General features: G+C 63.1%; 18 protein-coding genes. 15 read left to right on the top strand and 3 right to left on the bottom strand.

What is annotated here, in order from left to right:
• The first annotated feature begins 20 nt into the window (after positions 1-20).
• From AABM52_RS28695 to madM, 11 genes are all read left to right on the top strand, one after another.
• Positions 21-5,927: an Hpt domain-containing protein gene (locus tag AABM52_RS28695; protein ID WP_347909567.1), complete on the top strand. Its 5,907-nt coding sequence runs from the start codon at positions 21-23 to the stop codon at positions 5,925-5,927.
• Positions 5,920-6,378 carry a chemotaxis protein CheW gene (locus tag AABM52_RS28690; protein ID WP_347909566.1) on the top strand — a complete coding sequence of 153 codons (459 nt, stop codon included), beginning with the start codon at positions 5,920-5,922 and terminating at the stop codon, positions 6,376-6,378. The genes AABM52_RS28695 and AABM52_RS28690 overlap by 8 nt, the downstream gene beginning before the upstream one ends.
• A 217-nt stretch (positions 6,379-6,595) precedes the next feature.
• Complete coding sequence (gene mdcA / locus AABM52_RS28685) at positions 6,596-8,266, top strand: malonate decarboxylase subunit alpha (protein ID WP_347909565.1); 1,671 nt, start codon at positions 6,596-6,598, stop codon at positions 8,264-8,266.
• A complete protein-coding gene (locus AABM52_RS28680; RefSeq protein WP_347909563.1) occupies positions 8,266-9,156 on the top strand; it encodes a triphosphoribosyl-dephospho-CoA synthase in 891 nt (296 codons plus the stop codon). The genes mdcA and AABM52_RS28680 overlap by 1 nt, the downstream gene beginning before the upstream one ends.
• Positions 9,156-9,455 (top strand): malonate decarboxylase subunit delta, encoded by a 300-nt coding sequence (locus AABM52_RS28675; RefSeq protein ID WP_007975424.1) that lies wholly within the window; start codon positions 9,156-9,158, stop codon positions 9,453-9,455. The genes AABM52_RS28680 and AABM52_RS28675 overlap by 1 nt, the downstream gene beginning before the upstream one ends.
• Entirely contained in the window at positions 9,448-10,299 is an 852-nt protein-coding gene (locus AABM52_RS28670; protein WP_347909562.1) for a biotin-independent malonate decarboxylase subunit beta, read from the top strand. Before AABM52_RS28675 ends, AABM52_RS28670 begins: the two co-directional genes overlap by 8 nt.
• Entirely contained in the window at positions 10,296-11,099 is an 804-nt protein-coding gene (gene mdcE / locus AABM52_RS28665; protein ID WP_347909561.1) for a biotin-independent malonate decarboxylase subunit gamma, read from the top strand. The genes AABM52_RS28670 and mdcE overlap by 4 nt, the downstream gene beginning before the upstream one ends.
• Complete coding sequence (locus AABM52_RS28660; RefSeq protein ID WP_347909560.1) at positions 11,093-11,713, top strand: malonate decarboxylase holo-ACP synthase; 621 nt, start codon at positions 11,093-11,095, stop codon at positions 11,711-11,713. The genes mdcE and AABM52_RS28660 overlap by 7 nt, the downstream gene beginning before the upstream one ends.
• Entirely contained in the window at positions 11,710-12,621 is a 912-nt protein-coding gene (mdcH, locus tag AABM52_RS28655; RefSeq protein ID WP_347909559.1) for a malonate decarboxylase subunit epsilon, read from the top strand. Before AABM52_RS28660 ends, mdcH begins: the two co-directional genes overlap by 4 nt.
• 61 nt (positions 12,622-12,682) lie before the next feature.
• A complete protein-coding gene (gene madL, locus AABM52_RS28650) occupies positions 12,683-13,099 on the top strand; it encodes a malonate transporter subunit MadL (protein ID WP_347909558.1) in 417 nt (138 codons plus the stop codon).
• A gap of 1 nt (position 13,100) precedes the next feature.
• Positions 13,101-13,865: a malonate transporter subunit MadM gene (gene madM / locus AABM52_RS28645; protein ID WP_103396750.1), complete on the top strand. Its 765-nt coding sequence runs from the start codon at positions 13,101-13,103 to the stop codon at positions 13,863-13,865.
• A 111-nt stretch (positions 13,866-13,976) separates the two neighbouring features.
• Here the strand turns inward: madM and AABM52_RS28640 are convergent, their stop codons facing one another.
• Positions 13,977-14,891: a LysR substrate-binding domain-containing protein gene (locus tag AABM52_RS28640; protein WP_347909557.1), complete on the bottom strand. Its 915-nt coding sequence runs from the start codon at positions 14,889-14,891 to the stop codon at positions 13,977-13,979.
• A gap of 131 nt (positions 14,892-15,022) precedes the next feature.
• On the opposite strand from AABM52_RS28640, the gene AABM52_RS28635 reads away from it, so the two are divergent.
• Positions 15,023-15,640 carry a hemolysin III family protein gene (locus tag AABM52_RS28635; RefSeq protein ID WP_347909556.1) on the top strand — a complete coding sequence of 206 codons (618 nt, stop codon included), beginning with the start codon at positions 15,023-15,025 and terminating at the stop codon, positions 15,638-15,640.
• On the opposite strand, the gene AABM52_RS28630 is transcribed toward AABM52_RS28635, so the two are convergent.
• Positions 15,637-16,554 carry a LysR substrate-binding domain-containing protein gene (locus AABM52_RS28630; RefSeq protein WP_347909555.1) on the bottom strand — a complete coding sequence of 306 codons (918 nt, stop codon included), beginning with the start codon at positions 16,552-16,554 and terminating at the stop codon, positions 15,637-15,639. The genes AABM52_RS28635 and AABM52_RS28630 overlap by 4 nt on opposite strands.
• A 109-nt stretch (positions 16,555-16,663) precedes the next feature.
• On the opposite strand from AABM52_RS28630, the gene AABM52_RS28625 reads away from it, so the two are divergent.
• From AABM52_RS28625 to AABM52_RS28615, 3 genes are read left to right on the top strand one after another with little or no spacing between them, the layout of a single operon-like run.
• Positions 16,664-17,905, top strand: a complete 1,242-nt coding sequence (locus AABM52_RS28625; protein ID WP_347909554.1) for a D-amino acid dehydrogenase — start codon at positions 16,664-16,666, stop codon at positions 17,903-17,905.
• A gap of 27 nt (positions 17,906-17,932) precedes the next feature.
• On the top strand, positions 17,933-18,283 hold the full coding sequence (locus tag AABM52_RS28620; RefSeq protein WP_223456736.1) for a RidA family protein: 351 nt from the start codon (positions 17,933-17,935) through the stop codon (positions 18,281-18,283).
• 29 nt (positions 18,284-18,312) lie between these two features.
• Entirely contained in the window at positions 18,313-19,215 is a 903-nt protein-coding gene (locus AABM52_RS28615; protein ID WP_347909553.1) for a transporter substrate-binding domain-containing protein, read from the top strand.
• A 76-nt stretch (positions 19,216-19,291) separates the two neighbouring features.
• On the opposite strand, the gene AABM52_RS28610 is transcribed toward AABM52_RS28615, so the two are convergent.
• Positions 19,292-20,011 carry a 16S rRNA (uracil(1498)-N(3))-methyltransferase gene (locus AABM52_RS28610; protein ID WP_347909552.1) on the bottom strand — a complete coding sequence of 240 codons (720 nt, stop codon included), beginning with the start codon at positions 20,009-20,011 and terminating at the stop codon, positions 19,292-19,294.
• Positions 20,012-20,027 lie beyond the last annotated feature (16 nt).

The following is a 20,027-nucleotide window of genomic DNA, read 5'->3' as shown; positions in this document are numbered from 1 at the left end:
GAATTGTGATTGGAGTGGTTATGGGTGATCGGCACGACTATGTGGCCCTCGAGTGGGTCAAGGGCGAGATTGCCGAAACGCTGAAACAGGCTCATCACGCGATTGAAAACCTGCTCGATGACCCGCAGGCGACCCAAGCGCTGGATGATTGCCTGGCATGCATCCATCAGGTCCATGGCAGTTTGCAGATGGTCGAGTTCTACGGCGCGGCGTTGCTCGCCGAAGAAATGGAACACCTGGCCATGGCCTTGCAAGGCAACCGTGTCAGCCATCGCGACGAGGCGTTGCACCTGTTGATGCAGGCCCTCGGGCAGCTGCCGATCTACCTCGACCGGGTGCAAGGTGCGCGTCGCGACTTGCCGCTGGTGGTGTTGCCCCTGATCAACGACCTGCGTAGCGCCCGGGGTGAAAGCCTGCTGTCGGAAACCAGCCTGTTCAGCCCGCAATTGCCCGAGTTGCCAGCGTTGGACGCACAAATGCTGGCGCAGCTGGAACCGGCTGAGTTGCCCGGTGTGCTGCGTAAGCTGCGGCAGATGCTGCAAATGGCGCTGGTCGGATTCCTGCGTGAACAGGACAACGACACCAATCTTGATTATCTGGCCAAGGTCTTCACCCGCCTCGAAGCACTGTGCGCCAACGCCCCCCTGAGCCCGTTATGGCAGGTGGCATCGGCGCTGGTCGAAGGCATGCAGCGCGGTGCGATCGCCAACAGCCCGGCCTTGCGCAGCCTGTTCAAGGAGGCCGACAAGGAACTCAAGCGCCTGCTCGAACAAGGCATGCCCGGCATCAATCAACCGGCCCCGCCGGAGCTGCTCAAAAGTTTGCTGTTCTATATTGCCAAGGCCGAACATCCCACCGGGCAGATGCTGACCATGAAAGAACGCTACTCACTGGACGACGCGCTGCCCGACAGCGCGATGGTCGATGAAGAACGCGCGCGGCTGGCCGGTCCCGACCGTGACGCCATGCGCTCGGTGCTGGCGGCGCTGTGCGAAGAGCTGGTGCGGGTCAAGGAGCGCCTGGACCTGTTCGTGCGCAGTGACCGCCAGCACACCTCCGACCTCGACAGCCTGCTTGCGCCGCTGCGGCAAATCGCCGACACCCTGGCGGTGCTAGGTTTCGGCCAGCCGCGCAAGGTGATCATCGATCAACTGGCGGTGGTGCTCAGCCTCGCTCAGGGCCAGCGCGAACCCAACGATGCGATCCTCATGGACGTTGCCGGGGCCCTGTTGTACGTCGAAGCGACGCTGGCCGGCATGGTCGGTACCGTGGAGCCGGAGAGTCAGGACGACAACCGCCTGCCGACCACCGACCTGACGCAGATCCATCAGATCGTGATCAAGGAAGCCCGCATCTGTTTGCAGCAGGCCAAGGACATGATCGTCGACTACATCGACGCCGATTGGGATCGCCAGCATTTGCAGGCGCTGCCGGCCTTGCTGACCCAGGTGCGCGGCGCGCTGGCGATGATTCCGTTGAGCCGGGCGGCGAGCCTGGTCGAAACCTGCAATCACTTTATCCGCGAGCACCTGCTGCTCGAGCCGGGTCAACCGGGCTGGCAGGAACTGGACAGCTTGGCCGACGTGATCAGCAGCATCGAGTACTACCTCGAGCGCCTCGGCGATGACCCGCAGGCCCAGGGTGAAAACCTGCTCGATGTTGCGGAAAAAAGCCTGGCGAGCCTCGGATTTTTCCCCAGTGAGCAGCACGTGCCCGTGCTGGATGATGTGCTCAACCCGAGCGATGCGCAGGTCATGCAGATGATGCAGGAGCTGGATGATCCACAGGTCGTCCAGACCCTGGCCGATGTGCTCGCCAGCCCGGTTTCGAGCCTGAACCCGCCCGCGCAGAACACCCCGGGCAGCCTGCTGCCGCCGCCCGCAGGCGAAGAGCCGGTGGACGAGGAACTGCGCGAAGTGTTCCTCGAAGAAACCGACGAAGTCCTGGAGATCCTGCGCGAGTACTTGCCGCGCTGGTCGGTCAACCCTGACAACCGCTCGGCCCTGAGCGAACTGCGCCGCGCCTTCCATACCCTCAAGGGCAGTGGCCGCATGGTGCGCGCCCTGGTGTTGGGCGAGCTGGCCTGGGCCGTGGAAAACCTGCTCAACCGTGTACTGGAAAACAGTGTGGAGCCGGGCGCTACGGTGCAGCAACTGATCGGTGATGTGCTGCATCTGCTGCCGGAGTTGGTGGCCGAATACGCCGCCAATGCCCAGCGACAGCGCAACGATGTCGATCAATTGGCCGCCCGTGCCCATGCCCTGGCCAAGGGCGATGAACCGGTGTCCGATGAGGATACGCAAGATGTCTCGGCCCTCGACCCGCTGTTGCTGGAGATCTTCCGCAAAGAGGCCGAAACCCATTTGAGCAGCCTCAATCGCTTCCTTGATCAGGCCACCGAACATGTGCCGTTGCAGGCCAGTGACGAATTGCAGCGCGCCTTGCACACCCTCAAGGGCAGCGCCTATATGGCCGGTGTGTTGCCGATTGCCGAGCTGGCCGCGCCGCTGGATCAACTGGCCCGGGAATACAAGGCGCACCTGATCGCGCTGGATCTGGATGAAGTCGAATTGCTGCTGGAAGCTGAAGGGCTGTTTCGCCTCGGCTTGCGCCAGCTCAAACGCGATCCGCTGGCGGAAATTCCCGGTGCCCAGAGTTTGACCGAGCGCGCCAGAACGCTGCTGGCCGAACGCCTGGAAAACCTCCTGAACACACCGAACACCGGGCTGCGGATCAAGCGCGATCCGCAACTGATCAACAACTTCCTCGCCCAGGGCATGGACATCCTGCTGGACGCCGAAAGCCTGTTGCTGCGTTGGCAGCAACACCCCGGCGAACGTCAGGAGCTCAGCGCGCTGCTGGACGAGTTGACCACCCTCGGCGAAGGCGCCCATCTGGCCGACCTGCACCCGGTGGATGAATTGTGCGAAGCGTTGCTCGATCTGTACGGTGCCGTGGAAGAAAGCAGCCTGGCGGTCAGCGAGCGGTTTTTCCATGAAGCACAGGGTGCCCACGAAGCGCTGATCAACATGCTCGACGAACTGGCCGCCGGCCAGGAAGTCAGCCCGCAACCGCAACGGATCAGGGCCCTGCGCGAGCTGCTCGATGAGAGCCTTGACCCGTCGGCCATGGGCCTGATCCGCAGCGATGGCAGCCGCAGCCTGAGCATCCGTGAATTGGGTACGGCTACCGCCGAGCTTGAGCAGAGTGCGACCGCGCCAGGGCTGGACGATGAAATCGTTGCGATCTTCCTTGAAGAAGCGGTGGATATCCTCGAAAGCGCTGGCCAGGCCTTGCAGCGCTGGTTGCGCGACTCGGACAACGCCGCGCCGCTGTCGTCCCTGCAACGGGATCTGCACACTCTCGAAGGCGGCGCGCGCATGGCCGAGGTCGGGCCGGTCGGCGATCTGGCCCATGAACTGGAAAGCCTTTACCAGGGCCTGGTGGATCGTCGTTATGCCTTCAGCGACTCACTGGCGGTGTTGCTCAAACAGAGCCATGAGCGACTGGCGTTGTACCTCGAACAGTTGCAGCTCAACCAGCCACTGGACGATTCCCGTGAGCTGATCGAAGCCATTCGTGCCTACCGTCAAGGGCATGCGGGTTTCTCTGAGGCACCCCGACAGGCAGCCGACAACGATTCGGCTGCGCACGATCCGGAATTGCTGGAGATCTTCCTCGAGGAAGGTTTCGACATCATCGAAAGCTCCGGGGCGGCGCTGGAGCGCTGGCAGGCCCAGCCTTCGAGTCGTCAGGAAGTGGAAACCCTGCTGCGCGACCTGCACACCTTAAAGGGTGGCGCGCGCATGGTGGAAATCGCCGCGATTGGCGATCTGGCCCATGAACTGGAGTTCCTCTACGAAGGCCTGTCCAGCGGCGTGCTGCAACCGACGGAGCCGTTGTTCGCGTTGTTGCAGCGCAGCCATGACCGCCTGGCGCAGATGCTCGATGCGGCCCGCGCCGGAGAGCCGATGCCACCGGCGGACCGCTTGATCGATGCGATCAAGAACTTCAGCCACCCGGCCGTGCCTGAAGCGCCCGCGCCGGTTGCGACGCCGGCCACGCCCAAGGCCGAGCCGCTGGCGCCGCCGTCCGATGCCGGCGCAGACATGGTCAAAGTCTCGGCAGAGCTGCTCGACGATCTGGTCAACCTGGCCGGTGAAACCTCGATCTTCCGTGGCCGGATCGAACAGCAGGTCAATGATGCGCAAATCGCCCTGAATGAGATGGAGACCACCATCGAGCGGATGCGCGACCAGTTGCGCCGCCTCGACACCGAAACCCAGGGACGGATCCTCAGCCGCCAGCAAGTCGACGCCGAACGCCTGGGCTACGAGGAATTCGACCCGCTGGAAATGGACCGCCATTCGCAATTGCAGCAATTGTCCCGGGCGCTGTTCGAATCGGCCTCCGACTTGCTCGACCTCAAGGAAACCCTCGAGCGACGCAATCACGACACGGAAAACCTGCTGCAACAGCAGGGCCGCATCAACACCGAATTGCAGGAAGGCCTGATGCGCACGCGCATGGTGCCCTTCGAACGCATGCTCCCGCGTTTGCAGCGCATCGTCCGGCAGGTGTCCAGTGAACTGGGCAAGGACGTGGATTTCATCGTCGACAACGCCGAAGGCGAGATGGATCGCAACGTTCTCGAACGCATGGCCGCGCCGCTGGAACACATGCTGCGCAACGCCGTCGACCATGGCCTGGAGTCCGTCGAAGCGCGGCTGGCGGCGGGGAAACCGGCCAAGGGCAAGATCACCCTCGATCTGCTGCGCGAAGGCGGCGACATCATTTTCGACATCCGCGACGACGGCGCCGGTGTGCCGCTGGACGCGGTGCGGCGCAAGGCGATCAAGCGCGGCCTGCTCGCCCCGGACAGCGTCATCAGTGATCACGACGTGTTGCAGTTCATCCTGCAACCGGGGTTTTCCACCGCCGAAAAAATCACCCAGATCTCCGGGCGCGGCGTCGGCATGGACGTGGTGCACGAAGAGGTGCGGCAACTGGGCGGCACCATGAGCATCGACTCGGTGCCCGGGCAGGGCGTGCATTTCCGCATTCGCCTGCCGTTTACCGTATCGGTCAACCGGGCGCTGATGGTGCAGTGCGGTGAGGACCAATACGCGATCCCGCTCAATACCATCGACGGCATCGTGCGCGTCCTGCCCAATGAACTCGAAGGGTATTTCCGTTTCGATTCGCCGACCTACGAATACGCCGGGCAACGTTACGAGCTGTGCTACCTGGGTGAGCTGCTGAAAACCAGCCCGCGTCCGAAGCTGTTGGGCCAGAGCCTGCCATTGCCGGTGTTGCTGGTGCAGTGCAACGAGCGGCACATCGCGGTGCTGGTGGACGCCATGGCCGGTACTCGCGAAATCGTGGTCAAGAGCCTGGGCCCGCAGTTTGCGGCGGTGCAAGGGGTGTCCGGGGCGACGATTCTCGGGGACGGCCGGGTGGTGCTGATTCTGGATTTGCTGGCGCCGATCCGCGCCATGCAGGCCAGTGTACCCCAGCGCTCGGCGGGGCAAGAGATCGAGGCCGAACCGCAGCGCCCGCTGCTGGTGATGGTGGTCGACGACTCGGTCACCGTGCGCAAGGTCACCAGCCGCTTGCTCGAACGCCACGGCATGAACGTGCTGACCGCCAAGGACGGGGTCGATGCCATGCTGCTGCTGGAAGAGCACATGCCCGACCTGATGCTGCTGGACATCGAGATGCCGCGCATGGATGGCTTCGAAGTCGCGACCCAGGTGCGCAACGACGAACGCCTGCAACACCTGCCGATCATCATGATCACCTCCCGCACCGGGCAGAAACACCGCGACCGCGCCATGGCCATCGGCGTCAACGACTACCTGGGCAAGCCGTACCAGGAATCGGTGCTGCTCGAAAGCATCGCCTTGTGGAGCAAGACCCATGCTTGAACACCGCACCAGCAACCTCACCGGCCTGCTGCTGCCGTTGGCCGACCGTAACCTGATCCTGCCCAACGTCGCCGTTGCCGAGCTGATCGATTACCAGCAGCCAGGGACGTTCGACCTCGACACACCGCCGTGGTACCTGGGCCTGGTGAAGTGGCGCGACCGGCAGATTCCGCTGCTGAGTTTCGAGTCGGCATGCGCGCAGAAAACCGTTATCGGCGAACGCGCGCGGATCGTCATTCTCAATGCCCTGGGCGGGCGCCCCGAGCTGAAGTTCATCGCCCTGCTGGTGCAGGGAATTCCGCGCTCCTGCAAACTTGATAGCCAGTTGAGTTACGTGGATGTGCCGTTGTGTTCGCTGGAACAGGCAGCGGTGCAGGTGGGCGAGCAGGTGGCCAAGGTGCCGGATCTGTTGGCGCTGGAGGCGTTGTTGGTGGATGCGGGGCTCGCCTGAAGGGCCCCATCGCGAGCAAGCTCGCTCCCACAGTGGATCTGCTGTGCACACAAAACCCTTGTGGGAGCGAGCTTGCTCGCGATGGCGTCTTGCTCGTCGACGAAAATCTTAACTCTAACCATTAACCTGAGCGTAACGATTCACCACTCTGCTTGATTGATACGCTAAGCCCAACACTCCTAAGGTAGCTCCACGACAGCGAACCCGTGGAGTGGTCATGACAACAACAATATCCCCCGACTCGCGATGGACGCGGCGGCGCAGCGAAAAGCAGCGGCGCCTCGAGCTGGTGCGAGGTCTTGCCGACGGTGTGGTGTTGCCCACCGACAACATCGTCGCGGCGCTGGAGGCGCTGATCCTGCCCGGCGACCGCGTGGTGCTCGAAGGCAACAACCAGAAGCAGGCGGATTTCCTTTCCCGCTCCCTGGCCAAGGCCGACCCCGCGAAGCTGCATGACTTGCACATGATCATGCCCAGCGTCGGGCGCTCCGAGCACCTGGACCTGTTCGAACGCGGCATCGCCCGCAAGCTCGACTTCTCCTTCGCCGGCACCCAAAGCCTGCGCATCAGCCAGTTGCTTGAAGACGGCCTGCTGGAAATCGGCGCGATCCACACCTACATCGAACTCTACGCACGACTGGTGGTGGACCTGATTCCCAACGTCGTGCTTTCGGCCGGGTTCATGGCCGACCGCGCCGGCAACATCTACACCGGGCCGAGCACCGAAGACACCCCGGCGCTGATCGAACCGGCGGCCTTCAGCGACGGCATCGTCATCGTCCAGGTCAACCAGTTGGTGGACGACGTCAGCGACCTGCCGCGCGTCGACATTCCCGCCTCCTGGGTCGATTTCGTGGTGGTGGCCGACAAGCCGTTCTATATCGAACCGCTGTTCACCCGCGACCCTCGGCACATCAAGCCCGTGCACGTGCTGATGGCGATGATGGCGATTCGCGGGATCTACGAAAAACACAACGTGCAGTCCCTCAACCACGGTATCGGTTTCAATACCGCTGCCATCGAGCTGATCCTGCCGACCTATGGCGAGTCCCTCGGCCTCAAAGGCAAGATCTGCCGCAACTGGACGCTCAACCCGCACCCGACGTTGATTCCGGCGATTGAAAGCGGCTGGGTCGAAAGCGTGCATTGCTTCGGCACCGAACTGGGGATGGAAAACTACATTGCGGCGCGGCCGGATGTGTTCTTTACCGGGCGCGACGGCTCTCTGCGTTCCAATCGGATGTTCAGCCAACTGGCCGGGCAATACGCCGTGGACTTGTTCATCGGCGCGACTTTGCAAGTCGATGGCGATGGTCACTCTTCCACCGTGACCCGCGGGCGCCTGGCCGGTTTCGGCGGGGCACCGAACATGGGCCACGACCCGCGCGGTCGTCGCCACAGCACACCGGCCTGGCTCGACATGCGTAATACCGATGTGGCCGAGCCGATGCTCGAGCGCGGTAAAAAGCTCGTGGTGCAGATGGTCGAAACCTTCCAGGAGGGCGGCAAACCGACTTTCGTGGAAACCCTCGATGCGGTCGAAGTGGCGAAGAAAAGCGGCATGCCGTTGGCGCCGATCATGGTCTACGGCGACGACGTGACCCACCTGTTGACCGAAGAAGGCATCGCCTACCTGTACAAGGCGCGCTCGCTGGAAGAACGCCAGGCGATGATCGCCGCCGTCGCCGGGGTGACCGCCATCGGCCTGCGCCACAACCCCAAAGACACCGCGCGCATGCGTCGCGAAGGCTTGATCGCTTTGCCCGAAGATCTCGGCATCCGCCGCACCGACGCCACCCGCGAACTGCTCGCGGCGAAAAGCGTGGCCGATCTGGTGGAGTGGTCCGGTGGCCTCTACAACCCGCCCGCCAAGTTCAGGAGCTGGTAATGCACGCACTTAACCTGCAACCCAAGAACCTGAGCCTGGCCGAACGGCTGGCGGATCTGGCGGTGGACGCGCTGATCGACGAGGCTGATCTGTCGCCAAAACCGGCACTGGTCGACCGTCGCGGCAATGGCGCCCACACCGATTTGCACCTGGGGCTGATGCACGCATCGGCGCTGTCCTTGTGGTCGGCCTTTAAGGAAATGGCTGAAGCCGCCATCGAGTTCGGCGAGATCGGCTTGCCCCTGCGCGAAGCCGTGGGCCGCATCGGTCGCGAAGGCGAGCAAGCGATGCTCGACACCACCGGCGGGGTGAACACCCATCGCGGGGCGATCTGGGCCTTGGGCTTGTTGATCACTGCCGCTGCACTGGAACCTCAATCCTGCAGCGCCAATAGCGTGGCGTTACGGGCTGCGCGGTTGGCCTTGCTCGACGACCGATTTGCACCACGTCCGCTCAGTCACGGAGCGCAAGTCGCCCAACGCTACGGCGCTCGCGGTGCCCGTGAAGAAGCGCAACTGGGTTTTCCGGCGGTGACCCAACGTGCACTGCCACAACTGCTGCGCAGCCGCGCCGCCGGTCATGGCGAACAGAACGCCCGGCTCGATGCGCTGCTGGCGATCATGACCAATCTGGCCGACACCTGTGTGCTTTATCGCGCCGGTGAAGAAGGCCTGAACACCATGCAACTGGGCGCCCGGGCGGTGCTCGATGCGGGTGGCAGTGCCAGCCTCGGCGGACGTCGCCGCCTGCATGAGCTGGACCAACAACTCATCGCGTTGAATGCCTCGCCCGGTGGTGCTGCCGACCTGCTCGCAGCCTGCCTGTTCATCGACCGTATCGGGTCTGGCGACGGCCTTATCCTCTGCCATTCAAGAAGGGAAGTGTTTTGATGGAAACCTTATCCTTTGAATTCCCCGCCGGGCAGCCGCCACGCGGTCGTACCCTGGTGGGTTGTGTTGGCTCTGGCGATCTGGAAGTGCTGATCGAACCGGGCCAGGCCGGCAAGCTGACGATCAATGTGCAGACCTCGGTCAATGGCAGCGAACAACGCTGGCAGCATTTGTTCGCACGGATGTTCGACGGCCAGACGCCGCCGGCGATGGACATTGATATCCACGATTTCGGCGCGACACCCGGCGTGGTGCGCTTGCGTCTGGAACAGGGCTTCGAGGAGATCGGCCATGACTGACAGTGCAGCCTTGCTCAACAAGCACAGCTTTGTCGAGCTCGGTGCGCGGCACCGGGCCAAGGCGTTGCTCGACGCCGGCACCTTCCGCGAACTGCTCGACCCCTTTCAACGGATCATGTCGCCGTGGCTGTCGCGCCAGGGCGTGGTGCCACAAGCCGACGACGGCGTGGTGATCGCCAAGGGCAATCTCGATGGTTTGCCGGTGGTGATCGCGGCCATCGAAGGGGCGTTCCAGGGTGGCAGCCTCGGTGAAGTCGGCGGAGCAAAAATTGCCGGTGCACTGGAACTGGCCGCCGAAGACAACCGCAACGGCATCCCGACCCGCGCCGTGCTGCTGCTGGAAACCGGCGGCGTGCGCTTGCAGGAAGCCAACCTCGGCCTGGCGGCCATTGCCGATATCCACGCAGCGATTGTCGACTTGCAGCAGTACCAACCCGTGGTCGGTGTGGTGGCGGGCAGCGTCGGTTGCTTTGGCGGCATGTCGATTGCCGCCGGGTTGTGCAGCTATCTGTTGGTGACCCAGGAGGCGCGACTCGGCCTGAACGGTCCGCAGGTGATCGAACAGGAAGCCGGACTCGAGGAATACGACTCCCGCGACCGGCCCTTCATTTGGAGCCTGACCGGTGGCGAGCAGCGTTTCGCCAGTGGTCTGGTGGACCGTTATGTCGATGACGATGTGGCGCAGATCCGCCAACAGGTGGGTGAGTTACTCCAGCAAGGTTTGCCGGCGCAATCACGCAGTCGTCAGGCCGAGTTGTTCCTGCAACGCCTGGCGCGTCTGGACGCCGAACCGCAAATCGAGCCGTCTGTGGTTCGCGATCTGTACCAAGGAGAACGCCCATGAGTTCGTATTCCCTGCGAGGCTTGAACTGGTTCAACGCCTTGAGTGCCGGGGCGAAAGCGGTCGAGGGTTTGCCGGCTTCGCTGAAGGTCGCCGACGGTTCGCTGGGCGATCAGCCCGTGCGTTTCATCGCGGTGGTGGCCGACCCGGAAAACCGCTTCGTCCGTGCCCGCAACGGCGAGGTGGGTTTGCTCGAAGGCTGGGGCCTGGCCAAGGCCGTGGATGAAGTCATCGCTGCCGATCAGGACAAGGCACACAAACGCGCCCTGATCGCCATCGTCGACGTGCCGAGCCAGGCTTACGGTCGACGGGAGGAAGCCCTCGGCATTCATCAGGCGCTTGCCGCTGCGGCGGGCAGTTATGCCCGTGCCCGTCTGGCCGGTCATGCGGTGATCGGCTTGTTGGTGGGCAAGGCGATGTCCGGGGCGTTTCTGGCCCACGGCTATCAGGCCAACCGCTTGATCGCCCTGCGCGATCCGGGGGTAATGGTGCATGCCATGGGCAAGGCGTCGGCGGCGCGGGTGACTTTGCGCAGCGTCGAAGAGCTTGAAGCCCTGGCTGCCAGCGTGCCGCCGATGGCCTATGACATCGACAGCTATGCCAGCCTCGGGCTGCTGTGGGAAACCTTGTCGGTGGAGAAGATCGATCAGCCGACTGCGGCGGATCTGGCGCGGGTGACCGAGTGCCTGCATCAGGCGATTGGCGATGTGGTCGCCGCTGGCCGTGATCTGAGCGGTCGCCTGGGTGCGGCCAATCGGGCGGCGTCGAGCAAGGTTCGCCAACTGCTGAGAGCGCAGTGGTGAGCACGCTGTTGGCTCACGACCTGCTGTGGGGCATGACCCCGCAGCAGTTGCCTATGGATGCGCCTGCCTGGGTGATCGAGTCGATCAGTGCCGGTCAGCCGGTGGTGGTCCGTCGTGCCTTGAGCGCGGCGGGGCAGGTGGCGGTTGGAGTGCGCGGGCCGTTGCGCGAACAGCGATTTGCAGCGGTGATGGAAGTCGCTGCCGTCACGCGGCGGGTGCGGCCGGAAGAACTTTGCCATGTTCAAGGCCAGCGTGATTTTCCGGCGCTGCGGGCCTTGGCGCAGCTGCGCTCGCACCTCGATGAGAGTGGTTGGGTCTGGGGTGTCAGCGGCAGCGCCGGGTTCGAGTTGGCCAGTGGGTTTGCCGCTTTGCATGAGGGTAGCGACCTCGATCTGATCCTGCGTACTCCACATCCGTTGAGTCGTGTCGACGCCCAGGCGCTGGTGGCCGTTCTCGACGCAGCTGTGTGCCGCGTGGACCTGCAATTGCAGACACCTTCGGGCGCCGTTGCCTTGCGCGAATGGGCCGGTGCTTCGTCGCGGGTCCTGCTGAAAAATGCTATTCAAGCCACTCTGGTGACCGACCCGTGGAATCCGCAGGAGCAAGCAGCATGAGCCGCTTGCTGGTGTTCCCCGGTCAGGGTGCGCAACAACCCGGGATGCTGGCGCGTTTGCCTCGGGAAACGTTGAACGAGGCGAGCGACTTGCTCGGTGAGGATGTGACGCAGTTGGACTCTGCCGAGGCGTTGCAGTCGACGAGGGCGGTGCAGCTTTGCCTGCTGATCGCCGGCGTCGCCGCTTCACGCCAGCTGGCCATGGCCCCGGACTACGTGGCTGGCTTGTCGATCGGCGCTTACCCGGCAGCAGTGGTGGCTGGCGCCTTGGATTTCAGCGATGCATTGCATCTGGTCAGCCTGCGCGGTGAGTTGATGCAGCAGGCTTATCCACAGGGCTACGGCATGACCGCGATCATCGGCCTGGACCTGGCCGCGGTGGAAGGATTACTGGCCCGGGTGCACAGTGCAGAAATGCCTGTATATCTGGCCAACATCAACGCCGATAACCAGGTGGTGATTGCCGGTAGCGACGCGGCGATGAAAGCGGTGGCCGAGTTGGCGAAAGGTTGCGGGGCTGGCCTGGCCAAGCGTCTGGCAGTGAGCGTGCCATCCCACTGCCCATTGCTTGAGGCGCCCGCGCAACAGTTGGCCGAAGCCTTCGCCAAGGTACCGCTGCACACCCCGAAGATCGGTTACCTGAGCGGCAGTCGCGCGCGTCCGCTGATCAAGCCTGAAGCCTTGCGTGACGACCTGGCCTTCAACATGTGTCGCATCGTCGATTGGCGCGGCACGGTACAAAGTGCCTACGAGCGCGGCGTACGTCTACAGATCGAACTGCCGCCCGGTGCGGTGCTGACCGGGCTGGCGCGCCGGGTGTTCGAGCAGGGCACCGTGATTGCCTTCGACGGTGCCCGGCTCGATACCTTGCAGGCGCTGATGCGTGAGGAGGGAAGTCGCCACTCCTAAAACCGACTCAGGCTTCGAACAACAAAAACAACATTCGAAACGCACATTGAGGACTACAACAATGATTATTTACGGTGTGGCGCTGTTGGCGATCTGTACGCTGGCAGGGGTGATCATGGGTGACATGCTCGGTGTGTTGCTGGGCGTGAAGTCAAACGTCGGCGGTGTCGGGATCGCGATGATCCTGCTGATCTGCGCACGGTTGTGGATGCACAGGCGTGGCGGCATGACCAGGGATTGCGAGCTGGGCGTCGGCTTCTGGGGTGCGATGTACATCCCGGTGGTGGTGGCGATGGCGGCGCAACAAAACGTGGTCACGGCGCTGCACGGTGGTCCGGTGGCGGTGTTGGCGGCGATCGGTTCGGTGGTGATCTGCGGCTGCACCATTGCCCTGATCAGCCGGACGCACAAAGGCGAACCCTTGCCCGATGAACCGGTGGATGTAACGCCGGTTGGCGCACCGGCAGGAGGTCGCTGATATGTGGGATCTCATCAAGAACGGTCTGGAGCACAACGGTCTGGTCACCGCATTCGCCTTTGTCGGCGTGATCATGTGGGTGTCAGTGGTGATCTCCAAACGCCTGACCTTCGGGCGTATCCACGGCTCGGCGATTGCCATCGTCATCGGCCTGGTACTGGCCTGGGTCGGCGGCACGATGACCGGCGGGCAAAAAGGCCTGGCGGACCTGACGCTGTTTTCCGGCATCGGGTTGATGGGCGGCGCCATGCTGCGGGACTTCGCCATTGTCGCCACGGCATTTGAGGTGCAGGCCACAGAAGCGAAAAAGGCCGGCTTGATCGGCGTTATCGCGCTGCTGTTGGGCACGGTGCTGCCGTTTATTGTCGGCGCATGCATGGCCTGGGCCTTCGGTTACCGCGATGCGGTGAGCATGACCACCATTGGCGCGGGTGCGGTGACCTATATCGTCGGGCCGGTGACCGGAGCGGCCATTGGCGCCAGTTCCGATGTGGTGGCGCTGTCGATTGCCACCGGCCTGATCAAGGCGATTCTGGTGATGGTCGGCACGCCGATGGCGGCTCGCTGGATGGGCCTGGATAACCCGCGCTCGGCGATGGTGTTCGGTGGGCTGGCCGGGACTGTCAGTGGCGTGACCGCCGGGCTGGCGGCGACGGATCGGCGCCTGGTGCCTTATGGTGCGTTGACTGCGACCTTCCATACCGGGCTTGGCTGTCTGCTCGGGCCTTCGCTGTTGTTCTTCATTGTTCGCGGGATTGTCGGCTAAGTCTCGGGATCTTCGCTGACTGTACTGACGTCATCGCGAGCAAGCTCGCTCCCACATTGGAATGTATTCTCCTGTGGGAGCGAGCCTGCTCGCGAAGGGCGCGACACGGTTTCAAACCTGCCGATTGGCATACATCCGACACTCCGCCAGCAACGCCAGCAGATTCGGATCACGCTCCTTGGCCTTCAGGAACACCACGCCAATGTGCTGCTGCAACCGGTACTTTTCCTGCAACGGGATCAGCTTCACCCGGTTCTCGTACACCGCCGCAATCCGCCCCGGCAGCAACGCATAACCCACACCCGAACTGACCATGCTCAGCAGGGTGAAGATGTCGTTGACCTGCATCGCCACCTTCGGTTCGAACCCTGCCTGCTCGAATACCCGCTTGCCGTCCTGATGGGTGGCGAAGCCCTGGGTCAGGGTGATGAAGGTTTCGTCGCGGACCTCGGCCAGGTCGACTTCGGTGCGCTGGGCAAACTTGGAGTCGGCGGGCGTGGCGAGGAAGATGTCGTCGGAAAACAGCGGGATATGCTCGCAATCCGGATCGTTGACACTGTCGTCCAGCGACACCAGGGCCGCATCGACTTCCATGTTCTTGAGCTTGTAGAGCAGGTCGATATTGGAGCCCAGAATCAGGTCGATGTTGAGCTCGCTGCGGCGGATCTTCAAACCCATGATCAGCTGCGGTACGGTCTTCACCGTCAGTGAATACAACGAGCCCAGTTTGAAACGTTCGGCGGAGAACCCGGCGGCTTCGCGGGTCAGGCGCACGCTTTCGACGACATCCTGAATCAGCTTCTGCGCCCGCTCCTCCAGCACATAAGCGCTTTCCAGCGGCGTCAGGCTGCGACCTTCGTGCTTGAACAAGGGGCAGCGCAGGGCGCTTTCCAGGGAATGGATCGCCCGATGCACGCTGACGTTACTGGTCTGCAGCTCGGCAGCGGCCCGCGCCAGGTTGCCGGTGCGCATGAAGGCCAGGAACACCTCGAGTTTTTTCAGGGTCAACTCTTCATCGATCAGCATGGGGCGGACTCTTTTTGGAATGACTCGATTGTGCCCAATTACGCCGGGCCCGTCGTACAGAAACATTGCGCTTTTACGCTCCAAGCCTGAGCCTTGCGCTCTGCGGCAATGAAATGCGAGGTAAGCAACGCATGTATCACGGGGAAAGACTTAACGCCTGGACGCATCTGCTCGGGGCCGTGGCGGCGTTTATCGGCGGGGTGTGGCTGATTGTGCTGGCCAGTCTCGACGGCAGCCCGTGGAAGATCGTCAGCATGGCGATCTACGCCTTTACCTTGCTGGTGCTCTACAGCGCATCGACCGTGTACCACAGCGTGCGCGGGCGCAAGAAAGCGATCATGCAAAAGGTCGATCACTTTTCGATCTACCTGTTGATCGCCGGCAGCTACACGCCGTTCTGCCTGGTGACCCTGCGCGGGCCGTGGGGCTGGACCTTGTTCGGGATTGTCTGGGGGCTGGCGCTGATCGGCATCCTGCAGGAGATCAAGCCGCGCTCGGAAGCGCGGATTCTGTCGATCGTGATTTATGCGGTGATGGGCTGGGTTGTGCTGGTGGCGGTCAAGCCGCTGCTCGCGGCGCTGGGCGGTGCCGGGTTTGCCTGGCTGGCATCAGGCGGGGTGCTGTACACCGTGGGGATTATCTTTTTTGCCCTCGATCATCGCCTGCGCCATGCCCACGGGATCTGGCATCTGTTCGTGATCGCCGGGAGTTTGCTGCACTTTGTGGCGATTTTCTTTTATGTCCTTTAAGACTGTACCGGGACCAGGCGATCCAGCTGCTCCCGGGCTCGACGGCTGAATACCTGCAACAGGTCGTTCAAGGTGTGGGGCGGTGGTTCGGCGGCGCGGGTCACTGCGTACAGGGTGATGGGTAGTGGTGGTGCCAGTGGGCGGATCGCTGTGGTGGCGGGAGAAGCGCCAAGGGCGGTGAACGGATCGATCACCGCCAGGCCCGCGCCGGATTCCACCATCGCCCGTGCCAGTGAGTAGGTTTGCACGGCGATGTGCACCCGGGGCGGCGGTTCGACCGCTTCCAGGTAACTGTCGAGCCGCGCGGCCAGTGGATCGGCGCTGGATAAACCGATCAGCGGCGCATCCGCCAGCGCCATCAGCGGCAACGGTTTACCCACGTCTTCCTGAGGCCAGTAACCACTCGGCGCCAGCGCCACCAGCACGCCGGACGCCAGCGCCTGGGCCTTGAGCCCCGGGTGATCCGGGCGTTGCAGGGTCAGGGCGACATCCACCTCGCGCATCAACAGGTTCTGCACCAGTTCGCGACTGTGGGCGCTGGAGAGTTCGCAAACGATGTCCGGGTAACGCCCGGTCCATTCGTGAATGGCCGGCGGCAGCAATGACAGGGCCAGCGCCGGGGTGGCACCGATACGCAGACTGTGGCCGGGCTCGCGGCGCAGGCTCTGCGCCAGGCGTCGCACGCCTTTCAGGCTTTCGCTGACCTTGTCCACTTCGCGCTCCAGTTCCAGCGCTTCCGGCGTCGCCTGCAACTTGCCGCGCACCCGCAGGAACAGCGGAAAACCCAATTGTTGCTCGGCGTGCTGCAACACCTTGCTCACCGCGGGCTGCGAGACGTGCAGCAATTGTGCTGCAGCGCTGATCGAACCGGTCTGGCGGATGGCCTGGAAAATTTCGATATGGCGAAGGCGCATGGCAAGTCCATAACCTTTGTTTATGTGTTTGCCATCTTTATGCATTGTTCAACGTCTGTCACCTGGCTCTAACCTTGGCCTTGTCTTCACAACGGTTTTAAGGACGGACATGGCTCAGCATGTGTGCATCATCGGTGGCGGCGTGATTGGCCTTGCAACGGCCTATGCGCTGGTGCGCGACGGCTTCGAGGTGACGGTGGTCGAGGCTCGGGACTCGCTGGGCAGCGAAACCAGCTTCGCCAACGGCGGCCAGTTGTCCTATCGCTATGTCGCGCCCCTGGCCGACGCTGGTGTGCCTTTACAAGCCATCGGCTGGATGCTGCGCGGCGACTCACCGTTGAAGCTGCGCCCGCGCTTCGACCCGGCCCAGTGGCGCTGGATGGCGTCGTTCCTCGGCGCCTGCCGCCGCTCGGTCAACCGCGAGAACGCCGCGCACTTGCTGCGCCTGGCGCTGTTGAGCCAGGACACATTGAAATCCTGGCGCGAGGACGATGGACTGGCGGGATTCCAGTGGCGGCGCAATGGCAAACTGGTGACTTTCCGCCAGATCAGCAGCTTCGAGCATGCACGCCAGGGCCTGGCCGACCCGCAGCTACAGCAGGTGTTGTCGTCGGCCGAATGTGCGCAGTTGGAACCGGCGCTGATCGATGCGCCCTTTGTCGGGGCGATCTACACCCCGGACGAAGAGGTGGGCGACTGCCATGGCTTTTGCCGGCAACTGGCCGCCCGGCTGCAAGCGTCCGGCCGTTGCGAGTTTCGTCTCGGGCAAGCGGTGACCGGCATTCGCCACAGCAACGGCAGCGTCAACGCCATCGAACTGGGCGAACACGTGCTACCGGTCGATCAACTGGTGATCGCCGCCGGTCACCGCAGTCCGCTGTTGGCGCTGCCCGGGCTGCAACTGCCGCTTTATCCACTCAAGGGCTACAGCCTGACCGTGCCGATCGGCGCCGGTCACCGGGCGCCGGACGTGAGCATCACCGACTACGACCGCAAGATCGTCTATGCCCGCATCGGCAAGCAATTGCGAGTGGCGGCGATGGTCGACATCGTCGGCTTCGACCCTGCGCTGGACCCCAAGCGCCTGGCGCTGATCAAACGTCAGGCCCATGACACCTTTCCAAATGCCGGCGCCTATGACGAAGCCGTCGAGTGGGCCGGCATGCGCCCGGCCACTCCCAGCGGCGTGCCGCTACTGGGCGCGACGGTGTATCGCAACCTGTGGCTCAACCTCGGCCACGGCGCACTGGGTTTCACCCTGGCATGCGGCAGCGGGCGCTTGCTCAGCGAGCTGATCGGCGAGCGCCGGCCTTCCATCGACCTGCGTGGTTTCAACCACCGGGCCGCCTGAATACTGATTTCTGAAGAGGACATTGCAATGACCATTACCCGACTGCACAGCAACCCGCGTCTGTCTGGCGCCGTTACCTTTGGCGACCTGGTGTTTCTCTCCGGGCAGGTGCCGGGCGATGCCCGGGATGCTGGCGGCCAGACCCGTGAAGTGCTGGCGAAAATCGATACCTTGCTGGCCGAGGCGGGCAGCGACAAGGATCATCTGCTCAGCGCGACCATTTACCTGAAGAACATCACCGAGGATTTCGCCGCGATGAACGAGGTCTGGTCGGCCTGGCTATCGCCGGGACAGGCACCGAGCCGCACCACCGTGCAGGCCGAACTGGCCCGACCGCAGGTGCTGGTGGAAATCACCGTCATCGCTGCACGCGTCTGATAAACCAACACCCACAACGGAGAATAACAATGCAAAAAATCACGTTGCTCGCTTGTACGCTTGGCCTGTTGCTCGGCAGTCAGGTTCAGGCCAATGAAGCGCCGCTGACCGGCACCCTGAGCAAGATCGCCAGCGCCAACAGCATCACCCTGGGCTATCGCGATGCTTCGGTGCCGTTCTCCTACGTGGGTGATCATAGCGGCAAGCCGATGGGTTACTCGGTGGATCTGGCGGGCAAGATCGTCGAGCGCATCCAGCAACAACTGGCGCTGCCGGACTTGAAGGTGAACTACAACCTGGTGACCTCGCAGACCCGCATTCCACTGGTGCAGAACGGCACCGTGGACCTGGAGTGCGGCTCCACCGGCGTAACCGCCGAACGGCAGAAACAGGTGGCTTTCTCCTATGGCTTCATCTACGTCAAAGGCCAGTTGCTGACGGCGAAGGACAGCGGGATCAAGAGCTTCGCCGACCTGCGCGGCAAGAACGTGGTGACCACCGCCGGCACCACCAACGAGCGCTTCCTGAAAAGCTACAACGTCGATCACAAGATCGACATGTTCGTGATCAGCGCCAAGGACCACGGCGAAGCCTTCCAGATGCTGCAATCAGGCCGGGCGGTGGCGTTCTACATGGACGACGCGCTGCTCTACGGTGAGCGTGCCAAGGCCAATGACCCGCACAAGTGGGTGGTGGTCGGGGAGGAGCAATCGCGGGAGATCTACAGTTGCATGGTGCGCAAGGACGACCCGCAGTTCCTGGCGCTGGTCAACGGCGCGTTGGCGGATCTGTACAGCTCGGGCGAGATCAATGGCATCTACAAGCGCTGGTTCGAGCAGCCGATCCCGCCGAAGGGTTTGAACCTTGAGTTCCCGATGACCAGCGAACTCAAGGCGATCATTGCCAAGCCGGTGAGTGATCCGGTGCAGTAGCGCCAGACCTGGGTGCTGCCATCGCGAACAGGAAAATGCATTTCAATGTGGGAGCGAGCCTGCTCGCGATGAGGCCTTAGAAATCACCCCAAAGCTGCTGGGCCACCGCCAATGCCACTACCGGCGCAGTCTCAGTGCGCAATACACGTGGACCGAGGCGGGCGGCATGGAAGCCGCCGGCCTTGGCCTGATCGACTTCGGCATCGGACAAACCACCCTCCGGACCGATCAGGAATGCCAGACTTGAAGGTTTGGCATGGCTCACCAGCGGCTCAGCCACCGGATGCAGCACCAGCTTCAACTCAGCCTGCGTCTGCTTCAACCAGTCGGCCAGCAACAGCGGCGGATGAATCACCGGCACTTGCGAGCGACCGCACTGTTCGCATGCGCTGATCGCCACCTGGCGCCAGTGCAGCAGGCGTTTGTCGGCGCGCTCGTCCTTGAGCCGGACTTCGCAGCGCTCGGTGAAGATCGGGGTGATTTCAGTGGCGCCCAGTTCCGTGGCTTTCTGGATCGCCCAGTCCATGCGCTCGCCCCGGGACAGGCCCTGGCCGAGGTGGATTTGCAGCGGCGACTCGACCTGCCCGGCGAAGCTTTCATCGATCTGCACCACGACGCGTTTTTTGCCGACGTCGACCAGCCTGGCGCGAAACTCCTGGCCCGAACCGTCGAACAACTGCAACGCATCGCCCTCGGCCATGCGCAGCACGCGGCTGATGTAATGGGCCTGGGCTTCGGGCAACTCGTGCTCGCCGATGCTCAGGGGGGCGTCGATAAAGAAGCGGGACAGTCTCATGCTGGGTCTCTAAAAA

This window comes from Pseudomonas grandcourensis (genome assembly GCF_039909015.1).
Lineage (GTDB): Bacteria > Pseudomonadota > Gammaproteobacteria > Pseudomonadales > Pseudomonadaceae > Aquipseudomonas > Aquipseudomonas grandcourensis.
The sequence above is the reverse complement of the archived record's forward strand: the minus strand, read 5'-3'. Positions and strand labels throughout refer to the sequence as shown.